Source organism: Castellaniella defragrans 65Phen, from assembly GCF_000612685.1.
Classification (GTDB): Bacteria; Pseudomonadota; Gammaproteobacteria; order Burkholderiales; family Burkholderiaceae_B; genus Castellaniella; species Castellaniella defragrans.
The window spans coordinates 872,288-898,463 of the sequence record NZ_HG916765.1 but is presented as its reverse complement, the minus strand read 5'-3'; the positions used below and the strand labels follow the sequence as shown (position 1 = coordinate 898,463).

General features: G+C 66.3%; 27 protein-coding genes. 10 read left to right on the top strand and 17 right to left on the bottom strand.

The window, feature by feature from the left end; genetic code table 11:
- Positions 1-6: 6 nt before the first annotated feature.
- The 8 genes from BN940_RS03955 to BN940_RS03920 form a co-directional block, all read right to left on the bottom strand.
- Positions 7-390, bottom strand: coding sequence for a tetratricopeptide repeat protein (locus BN940_RS03955; protein WP_242404264.1), 384 nt, complete (start codon positions 388-390; stop codon positions 7-9).
- 74 nt (positions 391-464) lie between these two features.
- Positions 465-941 (bottom strand): SycD/LcrH family type III secretion system chaperone, encoded by a 477-nt coding sequence (locus BN940_RS03950; RefSeq protein WP_043680370.1) that lies wholly within the window; start codon positions 939-941, stop codon positions 465-467.
- A gap of 27 nt (positions 942-968) precedes the next feature.
- On the bottom strand, positions 969-2,243 hold the full coding sequence (gene sctE, locus BN940_RS03945) for a type III secretion system translocon subunit SseC family protein (protein ID WP_084330502.1): 1,275 nt from the start codon (positions 2,241-2,243) through the stop codon (positions 969-971).
- Positions 2,244-2,273: 30 nt separating this feature from the next.
- Entirely contained in the window at positions 2,274-3,164 is an 891-nt protein-coding gene (gene sctB, locus BN940_RS03940; protein ID WP_148304877.1) for a type III secretion system translocon subunit SctB, read from the bottom strand.
- Positions 3,165-3,269: 105 nt separating this feature from the next.
- Positions 3,270-3,773, bottom strand: coding sequence for a SycD/LcrH family type III secretion system chaperone (locus BN940_RS03935; protein WP_052355589.1), 504 nt, complete (start codon positions 3,771-3,773; stop codon positions 3,270-3,272).
- Positions 3,774-3,819: 46 nt separating this feature from the next.
- Positions 3,820-4,104 carry a Btc22 family type III secretion system chaperone gene (gene btc22, locus BN940_RS03930; protein WP_043680361.1) on the bottom strand — a complete coding sequence of 95 codons (285 nt, stop codon included), beginning with the start codon at positions 4,102-4,104 and terminating at the stop codon, positions 3,820-3,822.
- A 17-nt stretch (positions 4,105-4,121) separates the two neighbouring features.
- A complete protein-coding gene (locus BN940_RS03925; protein WP_043680358.1) occupies positions 4,122-4,733 on the bottom strand; it encodes a hypothetical protein in 612 nt (203 codons plus the stop codon).
- Between the two features lie 66 nt (positions 4,734-4,799).
- Positions 4,800-5,432: a hypothetical protein gene (locus BN940_RS03920; RefSeq protein ID WP_043680356.1), complete on the bottom strand. Its 633-nt coding sequence runs from the start codon at positions 5,430-5,432 to the stop codon at positions 4,800-4,802.
- A 285-nt stretch (positions 5,433-5,717) separates the two neighbouring features.
- On the opposite strand from BN940_RS03920, the gene sctW reads away from it, so the two are divergent.
- From sctW to BN940_RS03880, 8 genes are all read left to right on the top strand, one after another.
- Positions 5,718-6,827, top strand: coding sequence for a type III secretion system gatekeeper subunit SctW (gene sctW / locus BN940_RS03915; protein ID WP_043680354.1), 1,110 nt, complete (start codon positions 5,718-5,720; stop codon positions 6,825-6,827).
- Positions 6,827-7,210 carry a type III secretion system chaperone family protein gene (locus BN940_RS03910; RefSeq protein WP_043680351.1) on the top strand — a complete coding sequence of 128 codons (384 nt, stop codon included), beginning with the start codon at positions 6,827-6,829 and terminating at the stop codon, positions 7,208-7,210. The genes sctW and BN940_RS03910 overlap by 1 nt, the downstream gene beginning before the upstream one ends.
- Before the next feature lie 13 nt (positions 7,211-7,223).
- On the top strand, positions 7,224-7,625 hold the full coding sequence (gene sctX / locus BN940_RS03905; protein ID WP_043680349.1) for a type III secretion apparatus assembly protein SctX: 402 nt from the start codon (positions 7,224-7,226) through the stop codon (positions 7,623-7,625).
- 4 nt (positions 7,626-7,629) lie between these two features.
- Entirely contained in the window at positions 7,630-8,022 is a 393-nt protein-coding gene (gene sctY / locus BN940_RS03900; protein ID WP_242404263.1) for a type III secretion apparatus assembly chaperone SctY, read from the top strand.
- A 10-nt stretch (positions 8,023-8,032) separates the two neighbouring features.
- A complete protein-coding gene (sctV, locus tag BN940_RS03895; protein ID WP_043680346.1) occupies positions 8,033-10,129 on the top strand; it encodes a type III secretion system export apparatus subunit SctV in 2,097 nt (698 codons plus the stop codon).
- Between the two features lie 67 nt (positions 10,130-10,196).
- Complete coding sequence (gene sctD / locus BN940_RS03890; protein WP_043680343.1) at positions 10,197-11,552, top strand: type III secretion system inner membrane ring subunit SctD; 1,356 nt, start codon at positions 10,197-10,199, stop codon at positions 11,550-11,552.
- 14 nt (positions 11,553-11,566) lie between these two features.
- Positions 11,567-11,824, top strand: coding sequence for a hypothetical protein (locus BN940_RS03885; protein ID WP_043680340.1), 258 nt, complete (start codon positions 11,567-11,569; stop codon positions 11,822-11,824).
- Positions 11,825-11,849: 25 nt separating this feature from the next.
- A complete protein-coding gene (locus BN940_RS03880; RefSeq protein WP_043680337.1) occupies positions 11,850-12,116 on the top strand; it encodes an EscF/YscF/HrpA family type III secretion system needle major subunit in 267 nt (88 codons plus the stop codon).
- A 54-nt stretch (positions 12,117-12,170) separates the two neighbouring features.
- Here BN940_RS03880 and BN940_RS03875 read toward each other — a convergent pair whose 3' ends face one another.
- The 3 genes from BN940_RS03875 to BN940_RS03865 form a co-directional block, all read right to left on the bottom strand.
- Positions 12,171-12,611: a type III secretion system chaperone gene (locus tag BN940_RS03875; protein WP_043680335.1), complete on the bottom strand. Its 441-nt coding sequence runs from the start codon at positions 12,609-12,611 to the stop codon at positions 12,171-12,173.
- 135 nt (positions 12,612-12,746) lie between these two features.
- Positions 12,747-13,232 (bottom strand): type III secretion system chaperone, encoded by a 486-nt coding sequence (locus tag BN940_RS03870; RefSeq protein ID WP_084330501.1) that lies wholly within the window; start codon positions 13,230-13,232, stop codon positions 12,747-12,749.
- Between the two features lie 42 nt (positions 13,233-13,274).
- Positions 13,275-16,067, bottom strand: coding sequence for an inositol phosphate phosphatase SopB (locus BN940_RS03865; RefSeq protein ID WP_043680329.1), 2,793 nt, complete (start codon positions 16,065-16,067; stop codon positions 13,275-13,277).
- 216 nt (positions 16,068-16,283) lie between these two features.
- On the opposite strand from BN940_RS03865, the gene BN940_RS03860 reads away from it, so the two are divergent.
- A complete protein-coding gene (locus tag BN940_RS03860; protein ID WP_242404262.1) occupies positions 16,284-16,853 on the top strand; it encodes a SecDF P1 head subdomain-containing protein in 570 nt (189 codons plus the stop codon).
- 25 nt (positions 16,854-16,878) lie between these two features.
- Complete coding sequence (locus tag BN940_RS03855) at positions 16,879-17,304, top strand: ATP-binding protein (RefSeq protein WP_043680326.1); 426 nt, start codon at positions 16,879-16,881, stop codon at positions 17,302-17,304.
- A gap of 25 nt (positions 17,305-17,329) precedes the next feature.
- On the opposite strand, the gene BN940_RS17825 is transcribed toward BN940_RS03855, so the two are convergent.
- From BN940_RS17825 to BN940_RS03825, 6 genes are read right to left on the bottom strand one after another with little or no spacing between them, the layout of a single operon-like run.
- Positions 17,330-20,158 (bottom strand): PP2C family protein-serine/threonine phosphatase, encoded by a 2,829-nt coding sequence (locus BN940_RS17825; protein WP_052355587.1) that lies wholly within the window; start codon positions 20,156-20,158, stop codon positions 17,330-17,332.
- Positions 20,148-20,894, bottom strand: coding sequence for a cache domain-containing protein (locus BN940_RS03845; protein ID WP_043680323.1), 747 nt, complete (start codon positions 20,892-20,894; stop codon positions 20,148-20,150). Before BN940_RS03845 ends, BN940_RS17825 begins: the two co-directional genes overlap by 11 nt.
- Entirely contained in the window at positions 20,891-22,018 is a 1,128-nt protein-coding gene (locus tag BN940_RS03840) for an alanine racemase (protein WP_043680320.1), read from the bottom strand. The genes BN940_RS03845 and BN940_RS03840 overlap by 4 nt, the downstream gene beginning before the upstream one ends.
- Positions 22,015-22,689 carry a hypothetical protein gene (locus BN940_RS03835; protein ID WP_043680318.1) on the bottom strand — a complete coding sequence of 225 codons (675 nt, stop codon included), beginning with the start codon at positions 22,687-22,689 and terminating at the stop codon, positions 22,015-22,017. The genes BN940_RS03840 and BN940_RS03835 overlap by 4 nt, the downstream gene beginning before the upstream one ends.
- The gene (locus tag BN940_RS03830) at positions 22,686-23,750 is read right to left on the bottom strand and encodes an ABC transporter substrate-binding protein (RefSeq protein ID WP_084330500.1); all 1,065 of its coding nucleotides are present in this window, start codon (positions 23,748-23,750) and stop codon (positions 22,686-22,688) included. Before BN940_RS03830 ends, BN940_RS03835 begins: the two co-directional genes overlap by 4 nt.
- Positions 23,747-26,008, bottom strand: coding sequence for an MFS transporter (locus BN940_RS03825; RefSeq protein WP_043680312.1), 2,262 nt, complete (start codon positions 26,006-26,008; stop codon positions 23,747-23,749). The genes BN940_RS03830 and BN940_RS03825 overlap by 4 nt, the downstream gene beginning before the upstream one ends.
- Positions 26,009-26,176: the final 168 nt, after the last annotated feature.

Below are 26,176 nucleotides of genomic sequence, written 5' to 3'. Positions count from 1 at the left end.
CCTCGATCAAGCATCGTTTGGCGTTTCCACGGCCAGTCCCAGCATCCGCCGGGCCAGCGCACCGCCTTCTCCGGGCAGCGCGGCGGCGTCGGCCAACGCCCGGCGGCTTTCGGCGCCACGGCCGGCCAGCTGCATTGCCAGGCCGCACCAGGCCCGCACCACCGCCTGTTCTTCGGGATCGGAAAATCCCGCGTCCTCGAGCAGGCGGGCGGCCTCGGCAGCGCGTCCCGCGTTCAGGCGCGCCACGGCCAATCCCACCAGGGGATAGGCGCGGCCCGGCCGCACACGCCGCAGTGCGTTGAAAATTGTATCCGCACGAGACACATCTCCACGTCCGGCAGCCAGCATACCGACCTCGGTCAGGAAACGCGCATCGTCCGCCTCAAGCACAAAAGCCGTCTCCTTGGAGACGGCTCGGGATCCGGACCCGGAAGGCCCTGACGGCGGTGTTCGGCCTGCCCTCATCAAGAGGCCTTTCGACTGGCCAGCTCGCGCAATACCTGGGCCCGTGGCCGAAGGGCGTCATGCTCGCCCCCCGATTCCGCGATGCAAAGCAGTACGCGGTCCAGTTCTTCGACCGCTTCGGCCGTGCGGCCCAGCATCAGCAGGCATTCGGCAACCTGCAGGGCCGGCTCCGGGCTGCCCGGAAACAGCGTGATCAGCAGCGAATACATGCTGATGGCTTCTTCGTAGCGCCCGCATTGCTCCAGGCACAGGGCCAGTCCGGCGATGTAGTGCCGCCGCGTGGGGCCGTAAGTGGCCAGGATCGAGAACACCGGCAGTGCCTGGGCATACTGCCCCTGGGTGACATGGGCGTAGGCCAGGGCATAGATGACCTCGAGCTGCGCATTGCTGAGACGGGAACTGGACGGCAGCGCCTGCAGGCCCTCATAGAGCTGCCGGCCGAACTCGCCGCGGGATGCTGTAGCTTGCTGGGACATGCGATTCTCCTGTGTGCAACCTGCCGGTCAGACCGTCGACCGGCTGCCCATGTTCATGGCGATCTGGTTCATGTTGTCCGTCGTGCCGGCAATCATCTTGCTGACGAGCTGGGTGCTTTCCTCGATCTGCTGGATGATCTTCTTCATTTCCTCCCGGCCTTCTTCCATCTGCTTCTGCAGCTTGAGCATCATCGCCTCGAGATCTTTCTTGTCGGCCATGGCCTTCTGGGCCTTTTCTTCCGACTGGGCCTTGGAGATGTTCAACCCGCCCTGCGCGATCTGGGTGCTGCCAGAAACGGCCACGTTCGTGCTGGCCAGGACCGTATTGAAGGTTTTGATGGAGGAGAGTAGCACCTTGTTGCTGACCTGCGCCGCCGTCGACGCCGCGGACGCCCCGCCCGTCATCACCGCCATGGCGATGCCGATGCCGATAGCGGCCGCGATCGTCAGCGCCATGCCGATGTAACCGGCTGTCTTCTCGTCCGCGCCCGCCATCAGGGCAATGCTCTGGGCCATGTTGCCCAGGAGCGAAGGCTCGATCGCCAGCATCACGGGGCAGGCGATCGCTAGCGCACCGCCCACGATCTTGCAGATGTTCTCGGCCTGCTTGGGATCCACGCCGCACACGTCGGTCAGGAACTTGCCGACCGTATGCTGGATCAGGCTGTTGATGCTGATTTCCGGACCGCCGCATTCCTGCGAAATGGCGCTGGCCAGCGTCATCGTGGCGCTGATCGCCCCCACGATCGCCAGGGCCAGCAAAGGCGCGGCGGCGCCGCCCGTGGCAACCGTTGCCGCCGCCGCCGCGACCACCGCCGCGATCGCGGCCACGAAGGCGAAGATCTTGCCGATCCAGCCGAAGATCTTGCCCAGGGCGCCCTTGGATTCGGCTTCCTTGCTCTTCTCGATCCATTCCTTGATCTTCTCGAGCTGGTGCTCGGTGTTCTTCTCGGCCTTGATGCGCGCGGATTCCAGGCTTTTCTGCGCGGTGGCGAGCTGCGCATCGTCGGACTTGCTGCGCAGGCTGCGCAGCAGATCGACCATGTCGCTGGCGCTGAAGACCTCGGTCGGCGTATCGATGCGCGGCGCTCCGTTCCTGTCGACCAGCGGATTGTCCCCGCCGGGCGTCCCGGACCCGTCCTGCTGCCGGACAAGGCTCAGGACTTCGTCATAGAACTTTTCCAGGTCGACCTGGTTGGTCCCGCCAGCGCCGGTCGTGCTCTCCGCGCCTTTGGTCCCGTCCGTCGGGGCCCCGCCCGTCGGCGGCACATACCCGGGTCCGTTCGTAATCGTCGTGCTCATGTTCGCTCCTGGCTATTGCGGGCGCGCGGATCAGACGTTGCGCGCAATGCCGCGGTTGGTCTCGTTGCGCGCCTGGTCGATGGCACCCAGCTTTTCGCGCACGTCGCGGATCACATCCATCATCTGCTGCATCAGGTCGTTGGCCTGCTGGACGCTCTGTTCGTGCACCCGGGCGTCGGACTCGAGCTCGGATTTCTTCGCGTCGCGCTCCGCAGCCTCTTGCTCCTTGCCGGCGGCGATCATGCCGCCGAGGCTGGAGAACATGCCACCCGTGCTTTGCGCAGTGCCGCTCAGCCCGCTGCCCCAGTTGCCCTGCAGCTTGCTGTCCTGGACCACCTGAAGGTCGATCGGCTTGTTGTCGGCGGGATTGACCCGAACACCGGAGTCCGGATCGACCTCGCCGCCTTTCCTGATGCTCTTGGCGTTCAAGACGCCGCCGGCGACGCTCATGCCGATCGACACGGCGCCGCCCGTGATCTGGAACGCCCCCTGGATGATGGCCTGCTGCAGGCGATCCTCGGCCGCCTTGCGAATTTCCTTGGCGGCGTCCTTCAGGCTGGCAACCTGTGCCTGCATTTCGGAACTGCGCACCTCGCGGGCCTGGTTGCGCATTTCCTGGGCGCATTTCTGGAACAGGGCCATGACCGAGTAGATGTCGATGGCCACCGTTTCGGCACCGATCTTGCCGAAGGGATCCCCCGTGCTCTTGCCGCCGGACGGCTCGGGCAGCATGGACTTCAGCAGGGCATCGAGACGCCCCACATTGGCCTCGTTGACGTCCACCCCGATGAGCTTGAGTGCGACGTCCAGCGTGATGCCCGTGGTCTCCACCATCTTTTTGGTGGCGGGATCGAGCGACTTGGGGTCGACGCCCGGAGGAACATAACCAGGCGGGAAAGTGGATTGCAGGGAAATCGTCATGATGTGCTCCGGAATGCTGGCTCGGTTTTCGTTCTGCACCGTCATCGGCGCCTATACACACACTATGTGGACGTCAGGGGCGAAGTCGTTCCATGCCCGGCGCCATTATTTGGCGGCGATCCTGGCCCGGACGGCCTTGAGCAGCACCTCGGCGCGCGCCTTGATCACATCGTGCTCGCCCGGCTTGCACAAGGTGCCGATCGCCAGTTCCAGGGATTCGGCCGCTTCCGCAGGCCTGCCCAGCGCAAGCAGGCATTCGGCGCAATGGTAGACCGGCACGGGATCGTCCAGACGCATCACAGTCACGATCATGTAGTGCTGCAGGGCCTCTTCATAGCGCCTGGTCATCTGCAGCGCGGAAGCCAGGGCCAGCTGATAGCGCGATTCCATGTGGTCGTAGGCCACCAGCTGGGCGAAGATCTTGAAGGCGTCGTTGTACTTGCCCTGCGCATAAAGCGCATGACCGTAGGCATACATGGCCTCGCATTCGCGGGCCGTCAGGCCCATGGCCTGGGCCAGCGTGCCGCCCGCCTTCCAGAGGCCCAGCAGGTTCTCGGAAATACTGTCGGCTTCCTGATCTGTGATCCCGGTATCCGTTTGCGCGTTCATGGGCATTCCTTTGTTGTGCCTGCCGCCGCATCGCGGCGGGCCGTTGTCAGATCATATTGCGCAGTTTGCGCATGCCCCCCGTGCGGGGGACGGCGTTGGCGAAACTCAGGCGGGCGGCCTCTTCGGCCACCTCGCGCTCGATGTCTTCCATGTCCTTGCGGAACAAAGCCTCGGCTTCGGCCCGTTCCTTCGGGCCCATGGATTCATTCAGCTTGCGCGCATCGAGTCCCTGGGCCTGGTAGATCTCGGGAGTCTCGTCCAGGCTCTGCTGGACCTGCTGGATCAGCGCCTCGGCTTCTTGCATGATTTCTTCGGGCGTCTTCGTGGCCATGATTCGATTGCCTCTCGTCAGATGTTGCGGATGATGTTGGAATTGGCGTCGGTGTGCTTCTTCTGCGTGTTGGTCAGGATCTCGATCGACTCGTTCTTCTTGTTGTTCAGGCTCTGCAGACGCAGCATGTCCATCTGCTGGTTGTTGCTCTCGGCATCGATCAGGCCCTTGATCTTGGTGATCGCCGCGTCGATCTGCCCCTTGGTCGTGCCGCCGTTGCACGTGTTGGTCTGGTCCCTGATCACATGGCCGTGCCCGTCGTCCAGGCTTTCCCCCGGACCCGGGGTCACCCGACCAGCCCCGGTGAAGCCGATATCGGTAATGCCGGCCTCCTTGATGGCGTCATTCAGCGGGATTTCATATTGATCGACCTTGTCCCAGCCCCAGTCCTTGACCTTGCTGTCGGGGTCGGTGCCGCTGATAGCGCCCTGGAACTTCGTCAATGCGGACAGCACGTTGTTGAGCTTGGCGATCTGGTCGTTGCGGGCCTGCACGGCCTTGACCTGGTCCACCAGCTGCGTGTCCAGCAGCCGGACGCGCTCGCTCTGCACCATCTGGATGATGGTCTGGATGTCGCCGCTGGCCAGCGCGGCCTGGAAATTGATGCCGCCGTTGTTGTTGACCTGCATGATGAACTCCTTGCATGCTGACCCGCCGCGAGGACGGGTCCGATTGACGGAACCTGCCTATTCCAATCAGATGTTGCGGATGATGTTGGAATTGGCGTCGGTGTGCTTCTTCTGCGTGTTGGTCAGGATCTCGATCGACTCGTTCTTCTTGTTGTTCAGGCTCTGCAGACGCAGCATGTCCATCTGCTGGTTGTTGCTCTCGGCATCGATCAGGCCTTTGACCTTGGTGATGGCGGCTTCGATTTCGCCGCGGGTCGAATTGCCGGAAATGACACTGTCGCCCTTGATGGAATGCCCTTGGCCACCGTCCTTCGGCAGGCCCGGTCCGGCCGTGCACTGCCCGCCGACATTGGAATTGCCCGTGAGATTCGAGAGACCCAGCTCGCGGATCTGGTCATTCAGCGGCAATTCGATGTTTTTGATCGCATCTTCATTCCAGTTGCTGTTGCCGTCGTTGATTTTCTTGTTCGCGTCGGTACTGTTGGCCCGGCCCAGCACGGCATTGAGCCCCGAAAGCACGTTGTTGAGCTTGGCGATCTGGTCGTTGCGGGCCTGCACGGCCTTGACCTGGTCCACCAGCTGCGTGTCCAGCAGCCGGACGCGCTCGCTCTGCACCATCTGGATGATGGTCTGGATGTCGCCGCTGGCCAGCGCGGCCTGGAAATTGATGCCGCCGTTGTTCGTTACGGGGGAGCTCATAACTGGATCATCCTATCGTTGAAACTTCATTTGAAACCCGACCATCAGGTCAGTAACCGATCCCGTCCGGGAGTTCCGGTCGGGAAAACCGACCAGACATCACCGCCTTCGAGAGCATTAGTGGCATCCACTTGCCGCCAGTTCCATCCCCGCCGCATTCCTTTTTCATATCCGTAAAAACCCTGCATGCATGCCCGGGGGGGCTTCCCTCTCCCTTTCCAAGGGAACCTTTCGCACGGCACGGTTACTATTCGGTCACAGCATCAACGCGGAGCCCCGCCCAACATGAATCGCATCGACACCGGAGGACCCACCACGCCCCCCGGCTTCGGCTCACTTGGCCAGCAAGCCGGGTTCGATGCCGGGCAATCCCGGACCGGCACCCTGCTGGGCGAGCAGGCGGTGCTGATCGACGGGGAGATCTCGTCCCTGGGAGACGCGGCCGAGGAAATCAGCCTGCACATGGCTGAAAAGGTCGAAAGCAAGCATCACGCTCAGCGCAAGATCAAGCCCGAACGCCCCATGGAATTGATGCGCCTCGAGGAAATCCTCGAGATGCTGCAGCAGACCCAGAATCCGCACGCCCAGGCCAAGCTCGAAGAGCTGGTGGCCAGACTGCTTTCGGGCCAGGGGTCGCCCAGACAGCAGGCCGCCCAGGCCTTCGGCGATGTGTCGCAGCAGTACCTGGCCCTGCAATACACCCTGCGCAAGGGCGAACAGGAAGGCGCCCGCCCCGAGCTGCTGGAATCCCTGCGCGACGCGCTGGCCGACCTGGAAATCGAGAGCGGCCCCCAGATCCGGGCCGGAATCAACACCCTGGGCAGCGCCGCGGAATTCGCCGCAGATGCCCGGGGAGTCCAGGCCTTCCAGGACACTTACCGCGACATCGTCCTGGGCGAGAACACCCTGGGAGGAACTCTCGGCCTGGCCCTGGATCGGTTCGGCGGCAAGGATGCGGGCCGGGGCCTGAAGCAGCTGGTCCAGGCGCTGGGGCGGGATCTGGCGTCCATGCGGCCTTCGGCCTCGCCGCAACGGCTGCAGGCTCTTGCCAGCGACCTGTATCACCTGCAAGTCGCCGTGACCGTGCTCGAACGCTGCGAGGCGCTGTCCGGCGACCTGAAGGCCAAGCGCCTGGGCACGCCGGACGGCGAACGCCTGATGCGGGATCTGGTGGCGCTCACGGCGGACAAATGGCTCAACGGATCGCGCTTCACGACCATGGCGCAGCAGCACGGCGTTGCATCGCCCGAGGGACAAGTGGTATTTCTTGCCGGCATCAAGACCCTGATGCGCGACCTTCCCCTGCAGGTCTTCCCTGACCCCGAAGCCCGGCAGTCCACCCTGAGCGCCATCCAGGACGCCCTGGACGTGGCCATCGACGAGGAAGATCTCTGATGAGCAGCCCCGCAGCCATCCTGCAGCAATTCGGCGAAGCCGCAGGCATCGCCGGCCTGCGCTTCGACGCTCGCGGGCAGGCCGTCTTCCGCACCATGCCCGGCCGGCTGCTGGGGGTGGAGCAGGCTGACCGCGAAATGCTCGTCTATGCCGCCCTGCCGGTGCGCTACGACAGCAGCGACTGGCTGCTGCGCGCCTGCAAACGCGCCCACCATAGCCGCCTGGGCGACTGGCCGGTGCAGCCGGCGCTGCGCGAATACGACGGCATCCCGCACCTGCTGGCGCTGGTCCGCCTGGACGAACGCGATTTCACCGAAACGCGCCTGCGCCAGACACTCGAATATCTGTCACAGTGGCTCGACGCCCTGGACTCGGAACCCTGAACCGGAGCGCACCATGCCCGATATCGGCCCCAACCGGCTCATGAGCTTCGATCACGGCATCGACACCATCGTCTATGCCAGCAAAGGCGAACAAGCCGCACAGGCCCTGCCCGAACGGCGCAACCTGACGCCGTCGGACGACCCCGTCCGGGCCCAGCTGACGCAACTGCTCGAGAAACCGAACATCGGCAGCTTCCTCGAAGAAGCCCTGCGCCCGGAGATCGGCAACCGCGACCTGCTCATGCCCTCTCAATTCGCCGAGGCTCTGCGCGAAGCCCTGAAGGCACTCGCCGGCCTGGCCGAAAGCGGGGGAGGTGACAGCCGCGTGTTGAACCGGGCCGTGCGCCTGCTGAAGGAAGAAACCAACCTGCGGGATCTGGTCGCCATGTACCGCAGCGCCTTGTACCAGGGATGAAGGCATGAACGCACCAGCCACCCCCCAGGCCGCTCCTGAAACCGCCCACCCGCTGGGCGCAAACGGCCCCGCGCTGCTGGATCTGCTGTCCTACATCTACCTGGAAAACGACCGGCCCGAAAAAGCCGCCGTGCTGCTGGCCGCGCTCGACGAACTGGGGCTGGCGGGCACGCGCCAGCACATCTCGCTGGCCCTGGCGCAACTGCGCTCCGGCAAGCCCGAGACCGCCCTGGGCACTCTGGACCGCGTGGCGCTCCAGGGGGGGCTGACCAGCGCATTCCACCTGGTCCGCGCCCAAACGCTGGTTGCCCTGGGGCGCGAGGCCGAGGCCGAAGCCGCGATGCGGGCCTACATGGACTTGCGTGCCCGCCAGGCCCCACCCGCCGATTCCCGCTGAGCCCGCCTCCATGCAACAAACACTCAACCGCGCCGTCAGTATCCTCACCAGCCGCAACGACATCGTCCTGGCGGTCCTGATCGTCTCGATCATCTTCATGATGATCCTGCCGCTGCCCACCTCGCTGGTGGACGTGCTGATCGGCACCAACATGACGCTGTCGGCCATCCTGCTGATGGTGGCCATGTACCTGCCCTCGCCGCTGTCCTTCTCGTCCTTTCCTTCAGTGCTGCTGGTCACCACCCTGTTCCGGCTGGGCATTTCCATCGCCACCACGCGGCTGATCCTGCTGCAGGGCGATGCGGGCCACATCATCGAGACATTCGGCAACTTCGTGGTCGGCGGGAACCTGATCGTCGGCCTGGTCGTCTTTCTCATCCTGACCATCGTGCAATTCGTGGTCATCACCAAGGGGGCCGAGCGCGTGGCCGAAGTCGCGGCCCGCTTCTCGCTGGACGCCATGCCGGGCAAGCAGATGTCCATCGACGCCGACCTGCGCGCCGGCACGATCGACATGGACGAGGCACGCAAGCGCCGCAGCGTGGTCGAAAAGGAAAGCCAGCTCTACGGCGCCATGGACGGCGCCATGAAGTTCGTCAAGGGCGACGCCATCGCGGGCCTGATCATCGTCGCGGTCAACCTGCTGGGCGGCATGCTCATCGGCACGATGCAGCGCGGGCTCACCGCCGGCGAGGCGGTACAGGTGTATTCCATCCTGACCATCGGCGACGGCCTGATCGCCCAGATCCCGGCCCTGTTCATCGCCATCTGCGCGGGCATCATCGTGACCCGCGTGCAGACCGGCGAAGGCGGACCGTCGAACGTCGGCAAGGACATCGGCGCCCAGGTGCTGGCCCAACCCCGCGCCCTGCTGATCGCATCGGCGGTGGCCCTGGGCATGGGCCTGATCCCCGGCATGCCCACCCTCACCTTCCTCGCGCTGGCGGCCGTCGTGGGGACGATCGGTTTCGTGCTGCTGCGCGGCACCCGCAAGGTCGTGGACGAGAAGACCGGCGAAATCACCGAGATTCCCGCACTGGCGGCCGACGGCCAGCCCGTGCCCAAGCCGCGGACCGAAGGCGGCGCCGAGTTCGCGCCCACCCTGCCCCTGATGATGGACGTGGCCGCCGGCCTGCAGCGGCATTTCGATGCCGACGAGCTGAACGAAGAGCTGATCAAGATCCGCCGCGCGCTGTATTTCGACCTGGGAGTGCCCTTTCCCGGGATCCAGCTGCGCTTCAACGATGCCCTGCCGGCAAACACCTACCTCATCCTGCTTTCCGAGGTGCCGGTATCCCAGGGCCAGCTGCGCCCCGGCCACGTGCTGGTGCGCGACACCGAGCAGAACCTCCAGGCGCTCCAGGTGCCCTATGACATCGACAAGCCCTTCCTGCCGGGCATCCCCGCGCTGTGGACCGAGGCTTCGCACGTTCCCATGCTGGCCGCCGCGGGCATCCCCTGCCTGGACGCCCACCAGATCCTCACCTGGCACCTGGCCTTCGTCCTGAAGAAATATTCCTCGGATTTCATCGGCATCCAGGAAACGCGATTCCTGTTGACCGCCATGGAAGACCGCTTCCCCGATCTGGTCAAGGAAGCCCTGCGCGTGATGCCGGTGCAGAAGATCGCCGAGATCATGCAGCGGCTGGTGTCCGAGGACATTTCCGTGCGCAACCTGCGCGCCGTGCTGGAAGCGCTGATCGAGTGGGGCCAGAAGGAAAAGGATTCCGTCCTGCTGACCGAATATGTGCGCGTGTCGCTCAAGCGGCACATCAGCTACAAGTATTCCAGCGGCCAGAACATCCTGCCTGCCTACCTGCTGGCACCCAACGTCGAGGAGACCATCCGCGGGGCGATCCGCCAGACCTCGGCCGGCAGCTACCTGGCGCTCGATCCCGGCGCCACGAAGAAACTGGTGGAAAACATCCGCAATACCGTGGGCGACATCGCGGCCAGTACCCGCAAGCCGGTGCTGCTCACATCCATGGACATCCGCCGCTACCTGCGCAAGATGATCGAGCAGGACCTGTACGAGCTGCCCGTGCTGTCCTACCAGGAACTCACCCAGGAAATCAACGTGCAGCCCCTGGCCCGTGTGGAACTATGATGCAGCCCCGCGTCCCCCCCCGCGCATGCCGGCCTTCAGCGAACCGGCCCTTCGACAAGAGGCCCGGATGAGCGCGACGTTCGAACTGCGCGTGCTTTCGGGCCTGCACCGCGAAGCGCGCTGCCCGGCCGCCCACGGCAACCTGGTGGGCGCGGATCCGGAATGCGACATCGTCCTGGCCGATGCCGGCCTGCCGGCGCGTGCCGCCCGCCTGGTCCTGGGTGCCGAAGGCTGGAACCTGATGCCTGGCGAAAACGAGCCCGGACCGGATGCGCCGGCCGGCACGCCCTACAGCCAGCCGCTGCCGCTGGGTCCCGTCTGGCTCACGGTGGCCCGCCCCGGGGATCCCTGGATGCTGCCCGAGACCGCGGATGAAGCCGCAGGCGAAGCCGACCCCGCACCCATCGGCATGCAGCAACCCGGCCCGGACGAAGACCATACATCCCTGGCCGATCCGGGCGACGATGCCGGGCAGGCCGGGCCCGGCGCCCGTGCGGAGCGTACCGACGGCATCGCCGCGCCATCCCCGCGGGGCAGATCCTGGCCCATGATCCTGGGGCTGACCGCCGCCGGCCTGGCTATCGTCGTGGCACTGCTCCTGGCCTGGCTGCTGCCGGCCGCACCATCCGCTCCCCAGCGGCCCGATCCGCGCATCGCCGCGGAACAGTCGCTGCCCCGCATCCAGGCTGCGCTGGAACGCCTGGGCCTGGCTTCGCGCCTGCGGGCGTCCCTGGCAGCCGGCAGCGCCACGGCACAAGTGTCGGGCTGGGTGCGCGATGCCGCCGAACGCGATGCACTGGCCGCCGCGCTGGCGCAGATCTGGCCCATGCCGGGCATGCAGGTCAGCGTCGAGGCGGACGCGGTCCGGATGGCCCGGACCGTGCTGCAAGGCTACGCGGTGAAATACGAGCCCCGCTACGATGGCGATGGCCGCCTCAGCGTCCTGGGCATCGCATCCGACGAAGCAGAGCGCACAGCGGCCGTCGAGGCAGTGCGCGCGCAACTGCCGGGCATGACCATCATGGGCAACGACATCCAGCCGGCGGCGGCCGTGGCCGACGCCCTGACCCGGGAGCTGGCGGCGGCTGGGCTGAGCGGCGTCACGCTGACCTGGGACCGCCACCACCTGCGCACCGATTCATCCGACCTGGACGACGCCCAGCTGGCCAGATTCGAGGACATCCTGGCGGAATTCAACCGCCGCCACTTCGACGTCGCCGCGTTGCCCGACGCCGACCGCCCCGCCGCTGACACCGTGCCCTTCGGCATCCTCAGCGTGGTCAGCGGGAAGACACCCTTTATCGTGCTGGAAGATGGGAGTAAATTGCTCGTAGGCGGCACCTACCGGCATTACCGCCTGATCGGCATCGAGGAACGGCGCCTGATCTTCGACGGCCCGCGCCCCGCGATCATATTGCGCTGATTACGGACTTCGCCATGACCACTGCCCTGACCGATCTCGAAGCCCGCCTGGCCGCCCCTGGTGGCGCCGCGCTGCGGGACGCGCTGGTCGCCCGTGCCGCCGGCATGGAAGCCGCCCTGCGCGCCCGCATGGCTGCAGGCCTGCCGCGCCGGGATTTCCCGGCCTGGCACGACATCGCCGAAGCCGCGGCTGCCGCGCAGGCGATCCTGGCTGCATGGCCAGCCAACGATGCACCTTCCGCGGACCCAGCAGGGCCCGAACAACCATTCTGATCCTCAACCAAGCCAGGAGCCCATCATGGCACTCAACGGACTTTCCGGCTCGGCCGGCCTGAACTTCAACGCCGTCAACAATACGATCTACAGCGGTATCCGCGCCCAGGAAAACAAGCTGCGCGATACGCTTTCCACGCTGCAGGCCGATGCCGACGGCAATATCTCGCAGGCCGACCTGCTGATGCTGCAGCAGCAGACACAGCAGTGGACGATGATGATCGAACTGCAGAGCACGATCACCAAGCAGATCTCCGATTCGCTCAAGGGCATCATCCAGAAGTCTTCCTGAATCCGGCACACCGGCGGCGCCGACGATGCCGCCGGGAAGCGATCGCCCGGGCGTTCAGACTGACTGCAGGAAGATGGAAGGATCGTGCCTGCCGGGCGCATCGTTGGCGCGCACCTGGGCATGCGACCAGGCATCGGCCTGGTCTAGCAGGGATTCCAGCGCCGAGCAAAGCATGGCCGGGGTGCATTCGGCCAGCCTCAGGGCCAGCTGCATGCACGGCCTGCCGTCGGGGGCGGCGCACAGCACCGTGCCACGGCCAGCCTGCATGAAATTGGCGCGCGCCATGCGTTCGGCCTGCCGGGCGTCGATACCGTGATCGGCCAACCGGCACGAGATCAGCACCAGCCCATGTGCGCCCACGTGGATCACCTGCACCACCTGCCGGCCATCGAACACCAACTGGCAGATGCCATCGGCCGAAGGCGCCAGACCGGCAATACCCAGCGTCCGGCCCAGTTCGGCGATCAGACTGGCATACGGAGAGTCGGCAGACATTGTCTGTTCACCCGGTGCAAACGGGCATCATAGGTGGAAGAGCCATTAAAAATACGCCAGACAGGCGCAATTGAACAGGGGCAAAAACCAGCGGGCGCATACGCGCCCCCGGTTGAGAACGTGGAGAACGGCGGCTCAGGCCAGGCTGCCGCCGGGCGACATCCCTGACAGGCCGCCCGGCGCCACATCCGGCGCCCCGCCGGTGCGCAGGGGGCCCCCGTCGTTCGCGGCCTCGATGCGCTCGCGCCAATGGGCCGCCACGTTGGCGAACTGCTCGATCCAGGTCGACAGCAATTCCACATCCAGGCTTGCCCGCCCACGCCGATCCGCCAGGAAAACGTGTCCGGTGTCGAAATCTGCGCTCAGGGTGGCCCCCCCCGTTCCCTGCCAGAACACATTGGCCGCCAGCAGCATGGCATAGATCGCGTCCCGGCGATCGGGATCGGCTTCGGGCAGGCGGGCGAAGAGGATCACCTCGTCGTCCTCGGGTTCGTGCTGGATGTGGATCTCGTGATCGTCGATCATGAGCCCGACGTAGCCGTCCTCGCCCGCCGCCATGTCGGCCATGCCCAGCGTCCGGCCCAGTTCGGCGATCAAGGCCTGGTATGAAGAAAGAGACATGTGATGCTCCTGTGATTCAATGGGTTGCGTCGTGGGTCATGATCAGGCTTTGGCGAACTTGCCCAGCCCGCAAAGGAACTGGCGGACTTCCGGATCGGGCAGCCTGTCTTTCAGGTGGCCCGCTTCCTTGCTGCCGGACAGCCCCGTGTTCCACCGCTGATTCTCGAGCTGGCCGGAACTGGAACTGACCGTATAGTAGACGCCCTGGTCATCGCCCACCAGCCGTTCGTCGGGGTTCATTTCACCGCCCAGGTCGCGCAGGATCAGCTTGGACTTGAGTTCGACGTCGGTGACGCCGCCGCGGTCCTTGTCGCTCTTGCAGCCCTTGGACATGGTGCCGGCCAGATCGGTGGCGCCCAGCAGATCCAGGCCCTGTTCGGCCAGCCCCTGCAGGACCAGGACCTCGCGGCCCATCTTGGCGGTGTCGCCGTTGCCCGTGCGAAAGGCCTCTTCGGTGAACATGCCACGCACCAGGTCGGTCTGGCCGCGCAGCTGGGCCATGAGGCCTTCGGCCTTTGCCCGCTGCCCGGGCTGCGTGGCCGGGTCGTTGACCGCGGCTTCCAGGCGATCGTAGACCTCGCCCACGAAACCGCCCGGCCGGGTACCGCGGGCGCCGAAGGTTCCTTCGCCCAGATCGCCCACCAGCTTGACCATGTTGCGGGTATTGTGTTCGTGCACATTGTTCCAGACCCGCATGAGGTTCTGGAATCCGCCGGTGGCGATGGCGTTGATGCCGAACGAGAACGTGATGGTATCCACGTCCACCTGCACGTCGTCATGATGGTCGGGGCGCTGTGGGTCGAACAGCCGCAGATCCCGGCCCGGCCCCGAATTGGCATCGAAGGCCTGAAACTGGCTCTGCGTATAGGCGCGTTCCTGGTAGTCCCGGACACCAAAGACGTCGCGCATCGTGTCGGGCGAGATCAAGTTGACGCTGACATGCACCAGCCGCGGCGGGGGGGCATCCTGCGGCCTGTCGGGATCGGTCAGCACCCCCCGCAGCCGCTGGTTGCTGGTCAGGGCGACTTCGAGCACCTCGCGCGCGCCGCGTTCGTTCGCAGTCTGCCGTTCGTCCTGGCCGTCGACATCCCACATGTCCAGCACGCCATGGCCCACCACCGTGGTCATCGTCCGGCCGTCGGGATCGAGCAGGCGGCTGACCTTGAGGTTGCGCGCATGATCCTCGCTGTCCTTGACTCCGGCGGCCACACCGCCGACGCGGCCATGGCCCAGGTCGACCCCCAGCTGATGGCTGATGAACTGGGCCGGCACGATTTCGCTCTTGTAGGTGCGCATCACACCATCGCGCATCACGGGCATGTCGCGAATCACAGGCTGCCATGTCTCGAGCCCGGACAGGGCCTGCCGCTCGCTGCGCGCCAGGCTGGGCTTGGAGAACATCGCATCGAGCGTGCCGCGGGGGATGCCGATGCCCTCCAGGCGGGTACGCAAGTCCTGCAGCGTACCCCGCTTGCCCTGGACGATGGGATGCGTGTCCCGGTTCGACTTGCTGGGCGCCTCGATGGCCTGCAGGGTGTCGACGTTCTCGCTGTCCTGGTATTGCTGGCTGCGGTCATCGCACAGCAGCGCCCAGTCGGTGCGTACCTGCGCCAGCTGGCCCAGCTGATCGACCGTGAGCGCCGGATCGCCGTTGCGGGCATCGACGTTCAATTGATCCAGCAGGTGCCTGCCCGCCTCGGCCCAGACCAGGTTGCTATGCTTGATGGAACGGTCGGTCAGGGGGTCGGTCAGGCGCATTTCGTCGACATAGGCGCTCTTGGCATCCAGCAGCCCGATCTGGTGGTCGAGATCCAGGTACAGCGCCTGATGCATGGCCAGCTTCTCGTTCTTGACCCGGATCTGCCCCTCGAGGGTTTCTTTCCGTGCCTGGAGCGTCTTTGCCTGATCGGAGCCCGGGGGCGCTGCATGAAGGCTGCGGTCGGTCTCGCCCAGATCGTCCGTCAGCGCCGCCAGCTCGTCATTGATCGTCTGTATGCCGTTCCACAGGCTGCCCTGGCTGTCGACCAGGTCGTCGCGCTGCTGCGTCAGCTGGTCCGACAGGCCTTGCAGGGAGTCCTGGGTCCAGGCCTGCCGCCCCAGCAGTTCCGTAGTCTGGTCGAGCCGGGCCAGGGCTCCCGCCACATTCGGATCATGCCACGGGCCGCCGCCATGGATCTGCCGCAGGCCCTGCGTGAAACGGGCAGGATCGAGCTCTACCCGCGACAGGACGCTGCCCCTGGGCGCTTCCTGGACCAGCCTGGCGAGTTCCGGGAAGCGCTCCTCGCACTGTCGGGCGCGCAGTTCGCGCAGTTCGGCCTCGGCACCGGCACGCAGGGATTGGACATCCACCCGGCTCAGCGGCGTATTGCCGTAACGGGAATCGTTGCGCACGGCGCGGATGACGGCCGCCCGCACATCGCGCAGTTCGGGGCCGTCCAGGCCCTGCAGCGCGTCGCCCAGCAGGGCTTCGTTGTGCCGCACCACCTGCAGCCGGAATTCCTGTGCCTTGTTCAGGATCTTACCGACCAGGTGATTGGTCAAGGGGCGGTCGTTGGTCGCCCAGTTGGCCGGCAGGCCGCAAGCACGCAGGGCTCGTTGCGCGCCCACGCGGCCCTCGGTCTTTTCGAGCAGGGTCAGGAAGGACTGCTTGACCTGGGTGCGTTCCTGGACGCGCATCTGTTGCTCCTGGGGCGTGCGGAACCACCCCTGGATGCGGCCGGCCAGCCGGGACAGGCTGCTCTGGCGCGGGCCATCCTGCCCCTGGGGATCCTGGCGGATTTCCCGCTCGAATGTTCCGCCGCTCAACTGCCTGAAATTGTTGAGGCCGATTGCCATCGCGTCTCTCCGTTCATCGATCAAGACTCATCACGAACGAATGAGTAACGCGATCCAGCGCCGGGTTCCACACATCGCGACGATTATCCCGCCGATCAACAGGGCCATTGGCTTGAAAGCGGACCGTGTGTATAGTTCCTGGTGGCGGCGCCATTTTGCACGCCGGCCGGCTACCGAGCGACGCCTCCCGACGATCATTCCATCAGGGCGGCACTCATGCGGCTGACGGTTTCCACCTGCCAGGCCATCCAAGCCACCACCATGCACTTGAACACCCGCTACTCAACGCCCGTCCTGCTGGCCGTCCTGCTGGCCCTCGCGGGATGCCAGAACATTCCATCAGCCTCCCGATCCGCATCGACCGCCACCCACGCCGCCGCAAGCACGGGCACCGATGCCACCCGCGTCGTGCAGCCGGTCGCCATCTATCTCGCGCAATCGGCTCCCGGCGACCGGTTGGTTGCCGTCCCGGTACCGGACGGCACGGTCTACCTGCATGCCCGCCCCATCCTCGCCCGCGAGGACCTGACCGAGGCGGCTGCTCTCTCCGACCGTCAGGGCGGACATTTCGTCGGCCTGAGACTGACGCCTGCAGGCGCCGAACGGCTCAGCGCCGTCAGCCGTCAGAACATCGGCAATCTGCTGGCCCTGGTCATCGGCCGCGAGCTAGTCGCCGCTCCTCGCATTTCCAGCGTGCTGGACCGCGGCATCCTGGCCTTCGAGGTGCCGTCGGCCGAAGCGGCCACCGATATTGCCGCACGCATCCGGGGCGACGTGCCTCAGTAACCTGTCGGTCCGCACCGGATATCCCATGACCGACAGCCGCGACATGCTTGACCTGCCAGCCGACATGAGTGCAGTGCCGCTCGCATTGCAATGGATCGAGGGCCTGGCTGGGCGGCTGGACTGGCCCGCCCGCATCGCCTTCGGACTGGCCCTGTCGCTGGACGAAGCGCTGACCAATGTGGTGTCCTATGCCTTCACCCCGCCCGGGCCAGGCACGCCGGCCATCACCGTTTCATGCCAGGCGGACGATACCTGCGTCAGGGTCGAACTGCGCGATAACGGCCGGCCCTACGATCCCACGGCGGACGAGCCGCCCCCGCTGGTGACCTGCCTGGACGAAGCCCGCGTCGGCGGGCACGGCATGCGGCTGATGCGGCATTACCTGGATGGACTCGACTACCGGCGCCAGGATGGCTGGAACTGCCTGACCCTGGTCATGAAAAAACCCTGACGCCGCATCGGCGCCCGCTTCGGAATCAACCCCGATATCGCAGGCACAGGCTGGTGACGTCGTCGGTCGGATCGGTACCGTCCTCGAACGCGCGCACGTCGGCGATCACCGCATCGGTCAGGACATTCAGCGGCACATCCCGTGGCTGCGCGCGCAGCAGGCTGGCCAACCTCTCCTCGCCGAAAACCTGGCCGTCGGGATTGAAGGCTTCGGTGATGCCATCCGTATACAGGTACAGCAGGTCGCCCGGCTTCAGATACAGGGTCTTCTGGGTATAGGCGATGTCCTCCTCGATCCCCACGGCGATGCCGTGTGTCGGCGCCACGGCCGACAATTCTCCATGCGCATCGAGCAGCCACGGCACATGGTGGCCGGCATTGACGTAATCCAGCCGTCCGGTACGCAGGTCCAGGGTCGCGTAGAACAATGTCACGAACAGCATCTGCTCGTTTTCCGCCGCCAGCAGCGCATTGACGCGCTGGACGCACTCCGCCGGCCGCCGCACGAAGCGTGTCGTGGATTTCAGCAAGGTGCGCGAGATGGCCATGAACAGTGCCGCGGGGATGCCCTTGCCGGACACGTCGGCGATGACGAATCCCAGATGATGTTCGTCGAGCATGTAGAAATCGTAGAAATCTCCGCCCACGTCGCGCGCCGGGAATATCCGGCAATCGATCTCCATGCGAGGATCGTCCGGCATGGTACGCGGCAGGATGCTGAGCTGCACGGCGCTGGCGATCTGAAGCTCCTGCTGCAGCCCCGCGAGCTTGGTCTTCGAGATCAGGGCATCGCGCAGTTCGATCACCATGTGGGACAGCCGCTGGTGCTGCTCGACCAGCCGGTGGCGCAGATCGCCCATCACCTCGGCCAGGCGTCTCAGGCCGCCGCCCTCATCGGCCGCGTCGCCCTGGCGACCAATCAGCGCCTGGACCTCCTGGCGACTGATCGAGTCCATCGAATCGGCCAGCGCACGCAACTCTCCGGCCATGACGGCTTCGTGCAGGCGGCGGATACGTGCCTGCTGGGCCTGATCGCGTGCCAACTGCAGCGTCTTGTGGCGGAAAGCAACGATGCTGTGGCCCAGGCGTTCGATCTCGTCCTGCCGTCCCGCCGCCGGGCGGCCGCCTGCATCATCCCGCGGCCCGCTGAGTTCGTCCAGGATCTCGAGGGAATCCTGCAATGGCCGGAAGCTGCGCCAGATGATCCGATGGATCAGCACCAGCCCCAGGATGGCCAGACCCACCGCCAGCCACAATGTCAGCCGGCCCAGGGTCAGGCTGGGTTTCATCAGGGATGTGACGTCCTTGAGCGACAGGAGCACACCGCCCGCACTGCCCGAAATGCTGGCGACCGGCGTCGACGTCAGCAGCAGGATTTTTCCCTGGTCTTCCAGGAACCGGTATTGCGCATCCTGCCCGGACAAGGCCGGATCGACGCGCAGCCACTGGCTGCGCCCGGTACTGGCTACCAGGCGCCCCCTGGGATCCAGGAAATGAATGCTGTAGCGGTCGTCGTCCCTGAGCGGATCGATCTGCTGCACGGCTCGATCCAGTGTGCGTCCTCCGATCAGCGCCCAGTCGTCGCCCCGCAGATGGATGGTCTGAGCCGCGAGCAGCAAGGTCGTGCCGCCATCCAGATTGCTCAACCCCCTGGCTTTCCCCCCGGCCAGGACATCGTCCAGCGTTCCGGCGTCCAGCGGCGCCACATCGGTGGTGGCACCTTGCAGGACATACACCTGGCGATTGGGGTCGACGAGGGCCAGGTAGTCCAGCGAAGGCACTTGTTCGCGCAGCGCCTTCACGGGATCGCCGGCCGTGCTCAGCCTGGGGGTCAGGGAATGCAATCTGCCGGCAATGTCCAGCGTCTGGGACATCATGAACTGAGTCCAGAGGGCGGTCTGATCTTCCTGCCCGAGATTGGCGGCCTGCTGCCGCAGCAGGTGTTCTCTCAGGGCCTGCAGACCCGAGAGCGAACCGATCAGCAGGGCGAAGCCCAGGGCGATGATGAACGTCAGGCGCAAGCGCAGCGACAGGCGCCAGCCGCGCCGGGGCGGCACAATCTGCACGCGCGGCGCGGGCTTCGGGGGCAGGACGCCCAGGGCCTCGAGACGGGGCCGCACCCGTCCGTCGAAATCGACTGCCAGCAAGGACTCGGCTTCATGCGCCAGGTCGGCCCGTTGCTGCGCCGCGCGGGCCGCCATCGTCTGCAGGCCGTCCCAGGCCTGACCGAGAATGTCCCGCGGCTCGGGACGGGGCCCCGGGGGCGGCGGCATGAGGTCATCGGGATCCGTCTCGAGCAGGGCAAGCAAGGCGCGCCGATGCCGCCTGAGATGGGCGCCGTAGAGTGCGCTGCACAACCCGCCCAGCAGGGCCAGGGGAAGGAACAGCCAGAGCATGCACGTCAGCAAGGCCGTGTATGCCCCCCCCAACGCGGGAGGCGCTGCCTCGATCTTCAGGGTGCCGATCCGCTGCGAACCGACATTCAGTTCCGTGCGCACGGCCGCCGATGAGCTTGCGCCGGAACGCCGGGCGGATCCCAGCACCTTGCCGTCGGGGTTGGTCAGCTCGATGTGTGTCAGCTGGGACACGTGATCGAGCGTACCCTGCAGGCTGCGGCTGATCACCGGGATGGCGTCGAGCGGGATGCCCAGCTGGCCGGCTCGGACGAACTGCCGACCCAGGGAACGCCCGACCGAAGAGGCCAGGTCACTGGCCTGCTCCTGTACGGCCGATGCCACCGTATCCTGCAGGCGTCCGAGAAGAATGCCGCTTGCCAACCCGGCCGCGACCGCGACGATCAGGAAACCGCCGGCTGCATCGCGCAGCCAAGCACGGATGCCTTGGTCAATCGGCATGATCCAACTCCTTCATCTGCTGCCGCTGCCGGCCCAGGGCCTGCAGATTGGCCAGATGGCGCTCGCTGGCCCGCCGGGCGGCAGCGACCAGCGGATCCCGGTCATCGAGGGCAGGCGCCTCGCCCTTCAGGATCATGCCGGCCCACAGGAACGGCCGCAGGCGGCGGCGCGCCAGCCAGATCGCCCCCAGGCCCGCGACCAGCACCGCCAGCACCGCCAGCGCCAGCGTGGGCAGCCCGCGCGCCAGCCAGGCCTGCAGGCTGTAGGCCTGAGCCGTATGCGGCACCACCAGGATCAGGCCACCGACCGTACGCCCCAGCTCGTCCTGGAGCACTGCGCCGCAGCGGCGCACGTGCGGATCATTGACGCACCAGGTTCCATTGTCTCTGGATTCCTGGATCCAGCCGGCCGGAATGGCGCCGCCCCGCTTGCCCAGGTCCGTGCTGTAGAGCACCTGGCCGCGGGCGCCGTAGATGCTGATGTCCCGGATATCCGGCATGCCGGACTTCTCCCGCTCGATCAGCCGTTGCAGACCCGAGTTTTGTTCGAGCGCCAGCCCCAGGGTCAGGTTGGTCTCGATGGTGCTGCGCAGGCTTCCAAGCACGTATTCCTCGTGCGCCCTGAGCGTCTGGTCGATGGCTTGCTGCTCGATGCGCACGGTCAGCACGGTCGCGCCGAACACGGCAGCCAGAGCACAGCTGGCCAGGGCGAGGATCAGGAGCAGAGGCGTTCTCATGGCAGGCTTTCCGACAGGCGGGATACGGGAGTCCGGTCAGGACGAGCGGCATGATAGCGCCTGCCGCAGCCGGCGGCGGCCGCGCTCAACAAGGCGTTGGCGGGCAGGCCGGCCAACGCCGCCAGGGTTTCGAGCCGCTGGTGTTCGCCGAAGATCTCGGCCCACTGCCCGGGCGCCGCAAGGCCGTCAGGCAGCCCGCTGACGTCCACGCTGGTCAGGCCCATGGAAATGCCGCCCACGATGGGCGCCCGATGCGGACCGAAATACACGGCGCCCCGGTTCATCAAGGCATAGGGCAGGCCGTGGGCATAGCCGATGCACAGGGTGGCGACCCGCATGGGGGTCGGGCAGCGGTATTGACGGTCGTAGCCGATCTCGGCCCCGGCGGGCAGGTCGGCGACCTGCAGGACAGGCGCCCGCACCCTGGCCACGGGCAGCAGGGGCAGGGTCCGGGCAGGCGTCGTGTCCACGCCGTACAGCGCACTGCCCACGCGGGCCATGTCGAGATGATGCCCCGGGCAGGCAAAGACACTCGCCGAGATCGCCAGGCAGCGGGCTGCGGGCGGCAAGGGAGCGATCAGTTCAAGGAAGCGATCGTGCAGGCTCTGGCGGGCCGAGTCTTCCGGAGTGCTGAAGCTGGCCGGCTGGGTGATCCAGGCCCGTACCCGGAGCGGGGCCCATTCCTGCGCCTTCAGGCGCTCCACCGCATCGGGCTTCAGGCCGAGACGCCCCAACCCGGTATCCAACGCAACGGCCACCGTCAGGGCGCCTGCCCGTCGCGCTTGTGCGATTTCTTCCAGGTCGTTGAGCACGGGAATCAGGCGCCGCGCCAGGCAGTCCTGCGCGGAAGCGCCGCGCAAGCCGCTGAGAATGAAGACCTCGGCATCCGGTGCCAATGCACGCACGCGGCAGGCTTCGTCGTAGCCCAACACCCAGTATTGCCTGCAACCCTGGGCCGACAGCGTCGCAACGACGGGCTCCAGCCCCAGTCCGTAGGCATCGCACTTGACCACGGCGCCGAGATCGGTCCCCGTGTAGTGCTCGCGAACGGCCTGCCAGTTGCGGACCAGACGACCCAGGTCGATCTCCATCACGGGCATATCGGCATACGGTACGGTCGTCATGGCGCCACGGCCTCCGGGGACACGAGCACGCAACCGGACCGCCCCAGGAGCCGGCCGCGCCACCCCTGCGACAGCAATCGTTCCTGTTCGTGCAGCGGCAGGTCGTCGAAGGGGCGGGTGACGGTTCCATCCGCCCCCTCGGCGAACGGAACCACCGTACGCGCACGGCGGGCCAGGATGTAGCGCAACGAGTCCTGATAGACCCGGCGCACCAGACGGATCTCAAAACCTTCGAGCATCAGGCTGCGCCAGCTGGCCGGATTCGACGGCGCCGCCGTGGCATACAGATAGGCGTCGGGATGGGCCAATTCGATACGGCGGCGAATCAGCTCACACTGCAGCCGCCGCCCCCTGTGGGTTTCGGCAACCGAAGCCCCGGCCAGTTTCTGGACCCGCGCATCATCGGGCCAGCCCAGCCAGAGATCCGGCCGTGTCCCCGGATCGGGGCCATTCTGCAGCACGCCATAGGCTACCAGGGATCCATCCATACCGCAGGCGCCGATGATCTTCCCACCCCCATCCAGCTGCGCGGCGAAGAACTCCGGGCGTTCGGGCCGGACCTGGTCGGGACCCATGCCCCGGATCGCCCGCCCATGCAGATCGACGATCCGGTCGAGATCCGCCGGACCGAGGATGCGCCAATCCAATTGCAGGGACGTGCTGCAGTTCATCCGATATTCCCCGTCAGCGACGCAGGGGCCCGGGTGATCACGTCGGCGTAGTTCAGCATTTCTATGGGCGGGTAGAAGCCCCCCAGTGCCTTGGCCGTGTGCAGGTTGATCAGCAGCGCGAAGCGCTTCAGGGCCTCGATGGGAATCTGGTCGGCGGACACGCCCTGATACAGGATGGCCTCGGCCTGCACCGCAGCCAGCCGTCCGACGGAGCGATAGCGGCTGATCAGTCCGGTCAGGGCCGAGAACTGCCGGACGGCAAGCTCCGTCACCCCGAACGTCGGCAAGCGCTGTTCGATGCTGGCGGGAATGACCCGGTCATAGACCGTGCCCAGGAAGGTATCGGGCACCAGGTAGAACCATTCGGCGCCCTCTTCCCGCAATTCGGCGATCAGCCGTTCGAGCCCACCGGCCGTGGGACGGCCTGCCGCATCCAGCCCGAAATGACGGTGAATGGCCGTGCGGTGCGTGGCGGCGCACAGGGCGTCCATTTCGGCCGCGACCGCGCGCGAGTTGGGTTCGGTGGTCGAATACAGCAGGCCGACCTTGCTGAATTCCCTGTATGCCGCCATGGCCCTGACCTGGGTTTCGGTGGGCACCACGTGCACGGCCCCGGTGACGTTGCGGCCCTGCTGCGTGCGGGATGGCACGATGCCGGCGGCCACCGGCGCGCTTACCAGGGCGAAGACCACGGGAATGCTGCCGACGCGGCCGGACGGATCGGGATCCTGCCAGGTGCCGGCCACGCCCAGGGTCACGGGCGTGCCCCAGGTATAGATCAGGTCGGGCGCCAGGCGGGGAATCTCATCCAGGATGGCGGGCAGCCGACGGACGTCCTGCCCGACGTCGCGCTGGATGATCTCCGGCGTCCTGCCCTGCGCGCGCAGGTATTCCAGGAAACCGTCTTCGACTTCGGTGCGGCCCCGGTAGGTGATCATCAGGATGCGGCGCCGGTCTGCCGCCCGCGCCACCCAGGGCGCAGCTCCCCCGAGCAGGCCGGTGGACAAGGCCGCGCGCAACAGGCGCCGGCGGATGCGTGAAAAAGGAGCAGGAACATTCATGGGAGACTGCCGTAGGCATCGGAAGCGGAGCGCCACTGCCCATAACCGTAGAGCAGGGCGCCGCCAGTGGTCAACAAACCGAACAAGATGAGTGTGGCGGGCGGGCCGAGCAGGCCCATCGCCGCACCTGCCAGGGCCGGGCCTGCGGCCGATCCGCTGCGCTCGACCAGGCGGAACAGCCCGAGAACCTGGGCGGAATGACGGCCATGCCCATGGTGGGCGTAGCTGGCCATCATGGACGACTGGGGTGTGATCGACAGGGCCTGCCCCAGCCCCAGCAGGAACAGGAAGGCCACGATGGCGCCCAGACCGGGCCAGAACAAGACCGGCAGCACACCCAGGCCGGCGATGAGCCCGCCCAGGACGATCTTGCGAGGCCGGGCGTCCTGCCGGGGCGCCTCGCCCCAGCGGGCGAAGAGCGGGACGCACAGGACCATCATCAGCGGATAGATCATCTGGACACGGCCGATGCTGGACAGCGAATAGCCATCTGCCTCCAGGATGAGCGGCACCAGAAAGAAACACAGGGCCGACAGGATCAGCTTGGCCGGCACGGCGCATCCCAGCAACAGGGACCGCAGGCCGGGCATGCGCCAGGTTTCCCCGAGCGCCCCGGGCGCCAGGCGGGCACGGTGCAGCCGGTCATGTGGCCGTGTTGCGGACATCATGACTCGCGCCAGGCACAAGGCGATCAGGCACAAGCCGGCCGCAGCCAGGAATGCAGGACCGCTGCCGAAATATTCGGCCAGGAAACCACCGATGGGCGGGGCGCACAGGGCCGCGGCAAGAATGGCACGAATGAAGATGGCCAGCCCCGCCGTGCGGGCGCCGGGGTCGGCCTGGTCGACGATGTATCCCTGCGCCGACGTGAAAACCAGCGTGAAGCCCAGCGCGCTGAAAGCACGAGCCAGCAGCAAGCCCGAATAGGAATCGGCGAAGGCGCAGAGTCCGTAGCCGATGCCCGCCACGCCGGCGCCCAGCATCAACCCCCGGCGCCGGCCCAGCGACTCGGACCAGAGCGCCATCGGAATCTGCCCCAGGGCCACGATCGCCATGAAGATGACGATCGGCAGGCTGACGAGCAACGGCGCATGACCGGCGCCTCCAGGCAGCAGTGCATGGGTCAGGCTGGGCAGGAAGGGGCGGTTCAGCTCCTCGGCCATCATGAAGATGAACAGGACACCCCGAACCTGCCCTGCCGGAAGGGTCCGGACGGCACCCGTGCCGGCCGCCTCGGGCGCATTCCGGAAGGCGCTCGTCTGCGTCAGCAGCGACAGCAGTTCGAAACCGATCAGCAGTGCAACCAGGCCCAGGAAGGCCGTATCCAGCAGCAGGCCATGGATCTGGGCGGCCGCATGGCGGTTGTCGGGCACCACTTCCAGGACGGCCACAGCGTTTCCCCGCGCAGAGATCGGCAGCCACAGGCTTTTTCCCACCGCCGCCGCGTCGATTCCGCCGGGTGGCACCACCTTGAGCTCGACCCGCTCTAGTTCCGGATAATGCCGTCGCAGCGACTCGAAATATTCGGGCACCCCTTGCAGCTGGTCGAACGGGATCCCCAGGTCCAACGCCTTGTCGATCAGGGAACGGGCGCCATTGCCGATCGACTCGACCTTGGTCTCGATCAACGGATTCAAGGTACGGTCGATGATGCGCAGGGCCTGATGATCCATCAGGAACAGGCCGCCCCCGAGGATGAACGCCAGCATCAGGGGCAGCCGCAGCCTGCCTCGCCCGTCGCGGCCGACCCGCAGCGCCCAGGCTGCCAGGAAGCCCAGCAAGGCGCCGCCGGCCACAATGGGCACGGCATGTCCGCGCATTGCCTGGCGGATTTCCACCGAAGGGATCTCCAGGGCGCGGGTGTCGTAGCGCAACAGGATCCGCCCGGCCGGCAACCCGAGATCGTCGATCAGGTCCCGTCCGAGCGTGCCGGGCGATGCGGGCTCCGGCAAAAGGCCGTCCCCATACAGGCTCCGGCCACGCGCATCCTGGACGGACATGCCCAGGATATCGGCATCCAGGGCGCGTTCGCGTCGCAGGGCGGCGCCCAGTGTGCCTTCCTGGCTCTCGAGGCTCACCCCCAGCGAAGCGGCATGCATGGCGCCTTCCGCGGTCCGGTCCAATGCAATGGCGAAGCGGGACTCGAGGATGCCGCGATACGCCTTGAGCAGCGAACCCTCGGTCATCCAGGCGCCTGCGGACAGGCAGACCGCAATCAGCAGGCTGAACAGAAAAGCTGGAACCAGCGGGAATCGCATGAAAAAGGTCGGGCCTCTGTGAGACCCCCCGAGCTCCGGGGGACATGATCGGGGCTGAGTAACGAAAACGCCCCGAAAGTTCCATGCTTCGCGCGGGGGACACGGCGAAGGTCCGGCCGACAGCACTGAAGCGGCTCGGGCCCTCCGGACCAGGAACGAAATGCGATC

Bases quoted from the DNA above. Each gene is read 5' to 3' on its own strand.
- BN940_RS03855 (WP_043680326.1), top strand. From the start codon at position 16,879: ATGACCGACAGCCGCGACATGCTTGACCTGCCAGCCGACATGAGTGCA.
- BN940_RS17825 (WP_052355587.1), bottom strand. From the start codon at position 20,158: ATGCCGATTGACCAAGGCATCCGTGCTTGGCTGCGCGATGCAGCCGGC.
- BN940_RS03925 (WP_043680358.1), bottom strand. From the start codon at position 4,733: ATGCAGGTCAACAACAACGGCGGCATCAATTTCCAGGCCGCGCTGGCC.
- BN940_RS03910 (WP_043680351.1), top strand. From the start codon at position 6,827: ATGAGCAGCCCCGCAGCCATCCTGCAGCAATTCGGCGAAGCCGCAGGC.
- BN940_RS03825 (WP_043680312.1), bottom strand. From the start codon at position 26,008: ATGCGATTCCCGCTGGTTCCAGCTTTTCTGTTCAGCCTGCTGATTGCG.
- BN940_RS03920 (WP_043680356.1), bottom strand. From the start codon at position 5,432: ATGAGCTCCCCCGTAACGAACAACGGCGGCATCAATTTCCAGGCCGCG.
- BN940_RS03840 (WP_043680320.1), bottom strand. From the start codon at position 22,018: ATGACGACCGTACCGTATGCCGATATGCCCGTGATGGAGATCGACCTG.
- BN940_RS03860 (WP_242404262.1), top strand. From the start codon at position 16,284: ATGCGGCTGACGGTTTCCACCTGCCAGGCCATCCAAGCCACCACCATG.
- sctY (WP_242404263.1), top strand. From the start codon at position 7,630: ATGAACGCACCAGCCACCCCCCAGGCCGCTCCTGAAACCGCCCACCCG.
- BN940_RS03885 (WP_043680340.1), top strand. From the start codon at position 11,567: ATGACCACTGCCCTGACCGATCTCGAAGCCCGCCTGGCCGCCCCTGGT.
- BN940_RS03950 (WP_043680370.1), bottom strand. From the start codon at position 941: ATGTCCCAGCAAGCTACAGCATCCCGCGGCGAGTTCGGCCGGCAGCTC.
- BN940_RS03845 (WP_043680323.1), bottom strand. From the start codon at position 20,894: ATGAGAACGCCTCTGCTCCTGATCCTCGCCCTGGCCAGCTGTGCTCTG.
- sctE (WP_084330502.1), bottom strand. From the start codon at position 2,243: ATGAGCACGACGATTACGAACGGACCCGGGTATGTGCCGCCGACGGGC.
- BN940_RS03865 (WP_043680329.1), bottom strand. From the start codon at position 16,067: ATGGCAATCGGCCTCAACAATTTCAGGCAGTTGAGCGGCGGAACATTC.
- BN940_RS03880 (WP_043680337.1), top strand. From the start codon at position 11,850: ATGGCACTCAACGGACTTTCCGGCTCGGCCGGCCTGAACTTCAACGCC.
- sctV (WP_043680346.1), top strand. From the start codon at position 8,033: ATGCAACAAACACTCAACCGCGCCGTCAGTATCCTCACCAGCCGCAAC.
- BN940_RS03835 (WP_043680318.1), bottom strand. From the start codon at position 22,689: ATGAACTGCAGCACGTCCCTGCAATTGGATTGGCGCATCCTCGGTCCG.
- sctB (WP_148304877.1), bottom strand. From the start codon at position 3,164: ATGACGATTTCCCTGCAATCCACTTTCCCGCCTGGTTATGTTCCTCCG.
- BN940_RS03935 (WP_052355589.1), bottom strand. From the start codon at position 3,773: ATGAACGCGCAAACGGATACCGGGATCACAGATCAGGAAGCCGACAGT.
- BN940_RS03875 (WP_043680335.1), bottom strand. From the start codon at position 12,611: ATGTCTGCCGACTCTCCGTATGCCAGTCTGATCGCCGAACTGGGCCGG.
- BN940_RS03870 (WP_084330501.1), bottom strand. From the start codon at position 13,232: ATGTCTCTTTCTTCATACCAGGCCTTGATCGCCGAACTGGGCCGGACG.
- BN940_RS03830 (WP_084330500.1), bottom strand. From the start codon at position 23,750: ATGAATGTTCCTGCTCCTTTTTCACGCATCCGCCGGCGCCTGTTGCGC.
- btc22 (WP_043680361.1), bottom strand. From the start codon at position 4,104: ATGGCCACGAAGACGCCCGAAGAAATCATGCAAGAAGCCGAGGCGCTG.
- sctD (WP_043680343.1), top strand. From the start codon at position 10,197: ATGAGCGCGACGTTCGAACTGCGCGTGCTTTCGGGCCTGCACCGCGAA.
- sctX (WP_043680349.1), top strand. From the start codon at position 7,224: ATGCCCGATATCGGCCCCAACCGGCTCATGAGCTTCGATCACGGCATC.
- sctW (WP_043680354.1), top strand. From the start codon at position 5,718: ATGAATCGCATCGACACCGGAGGACCCACCACGCCCCCCGGCTTCGGC.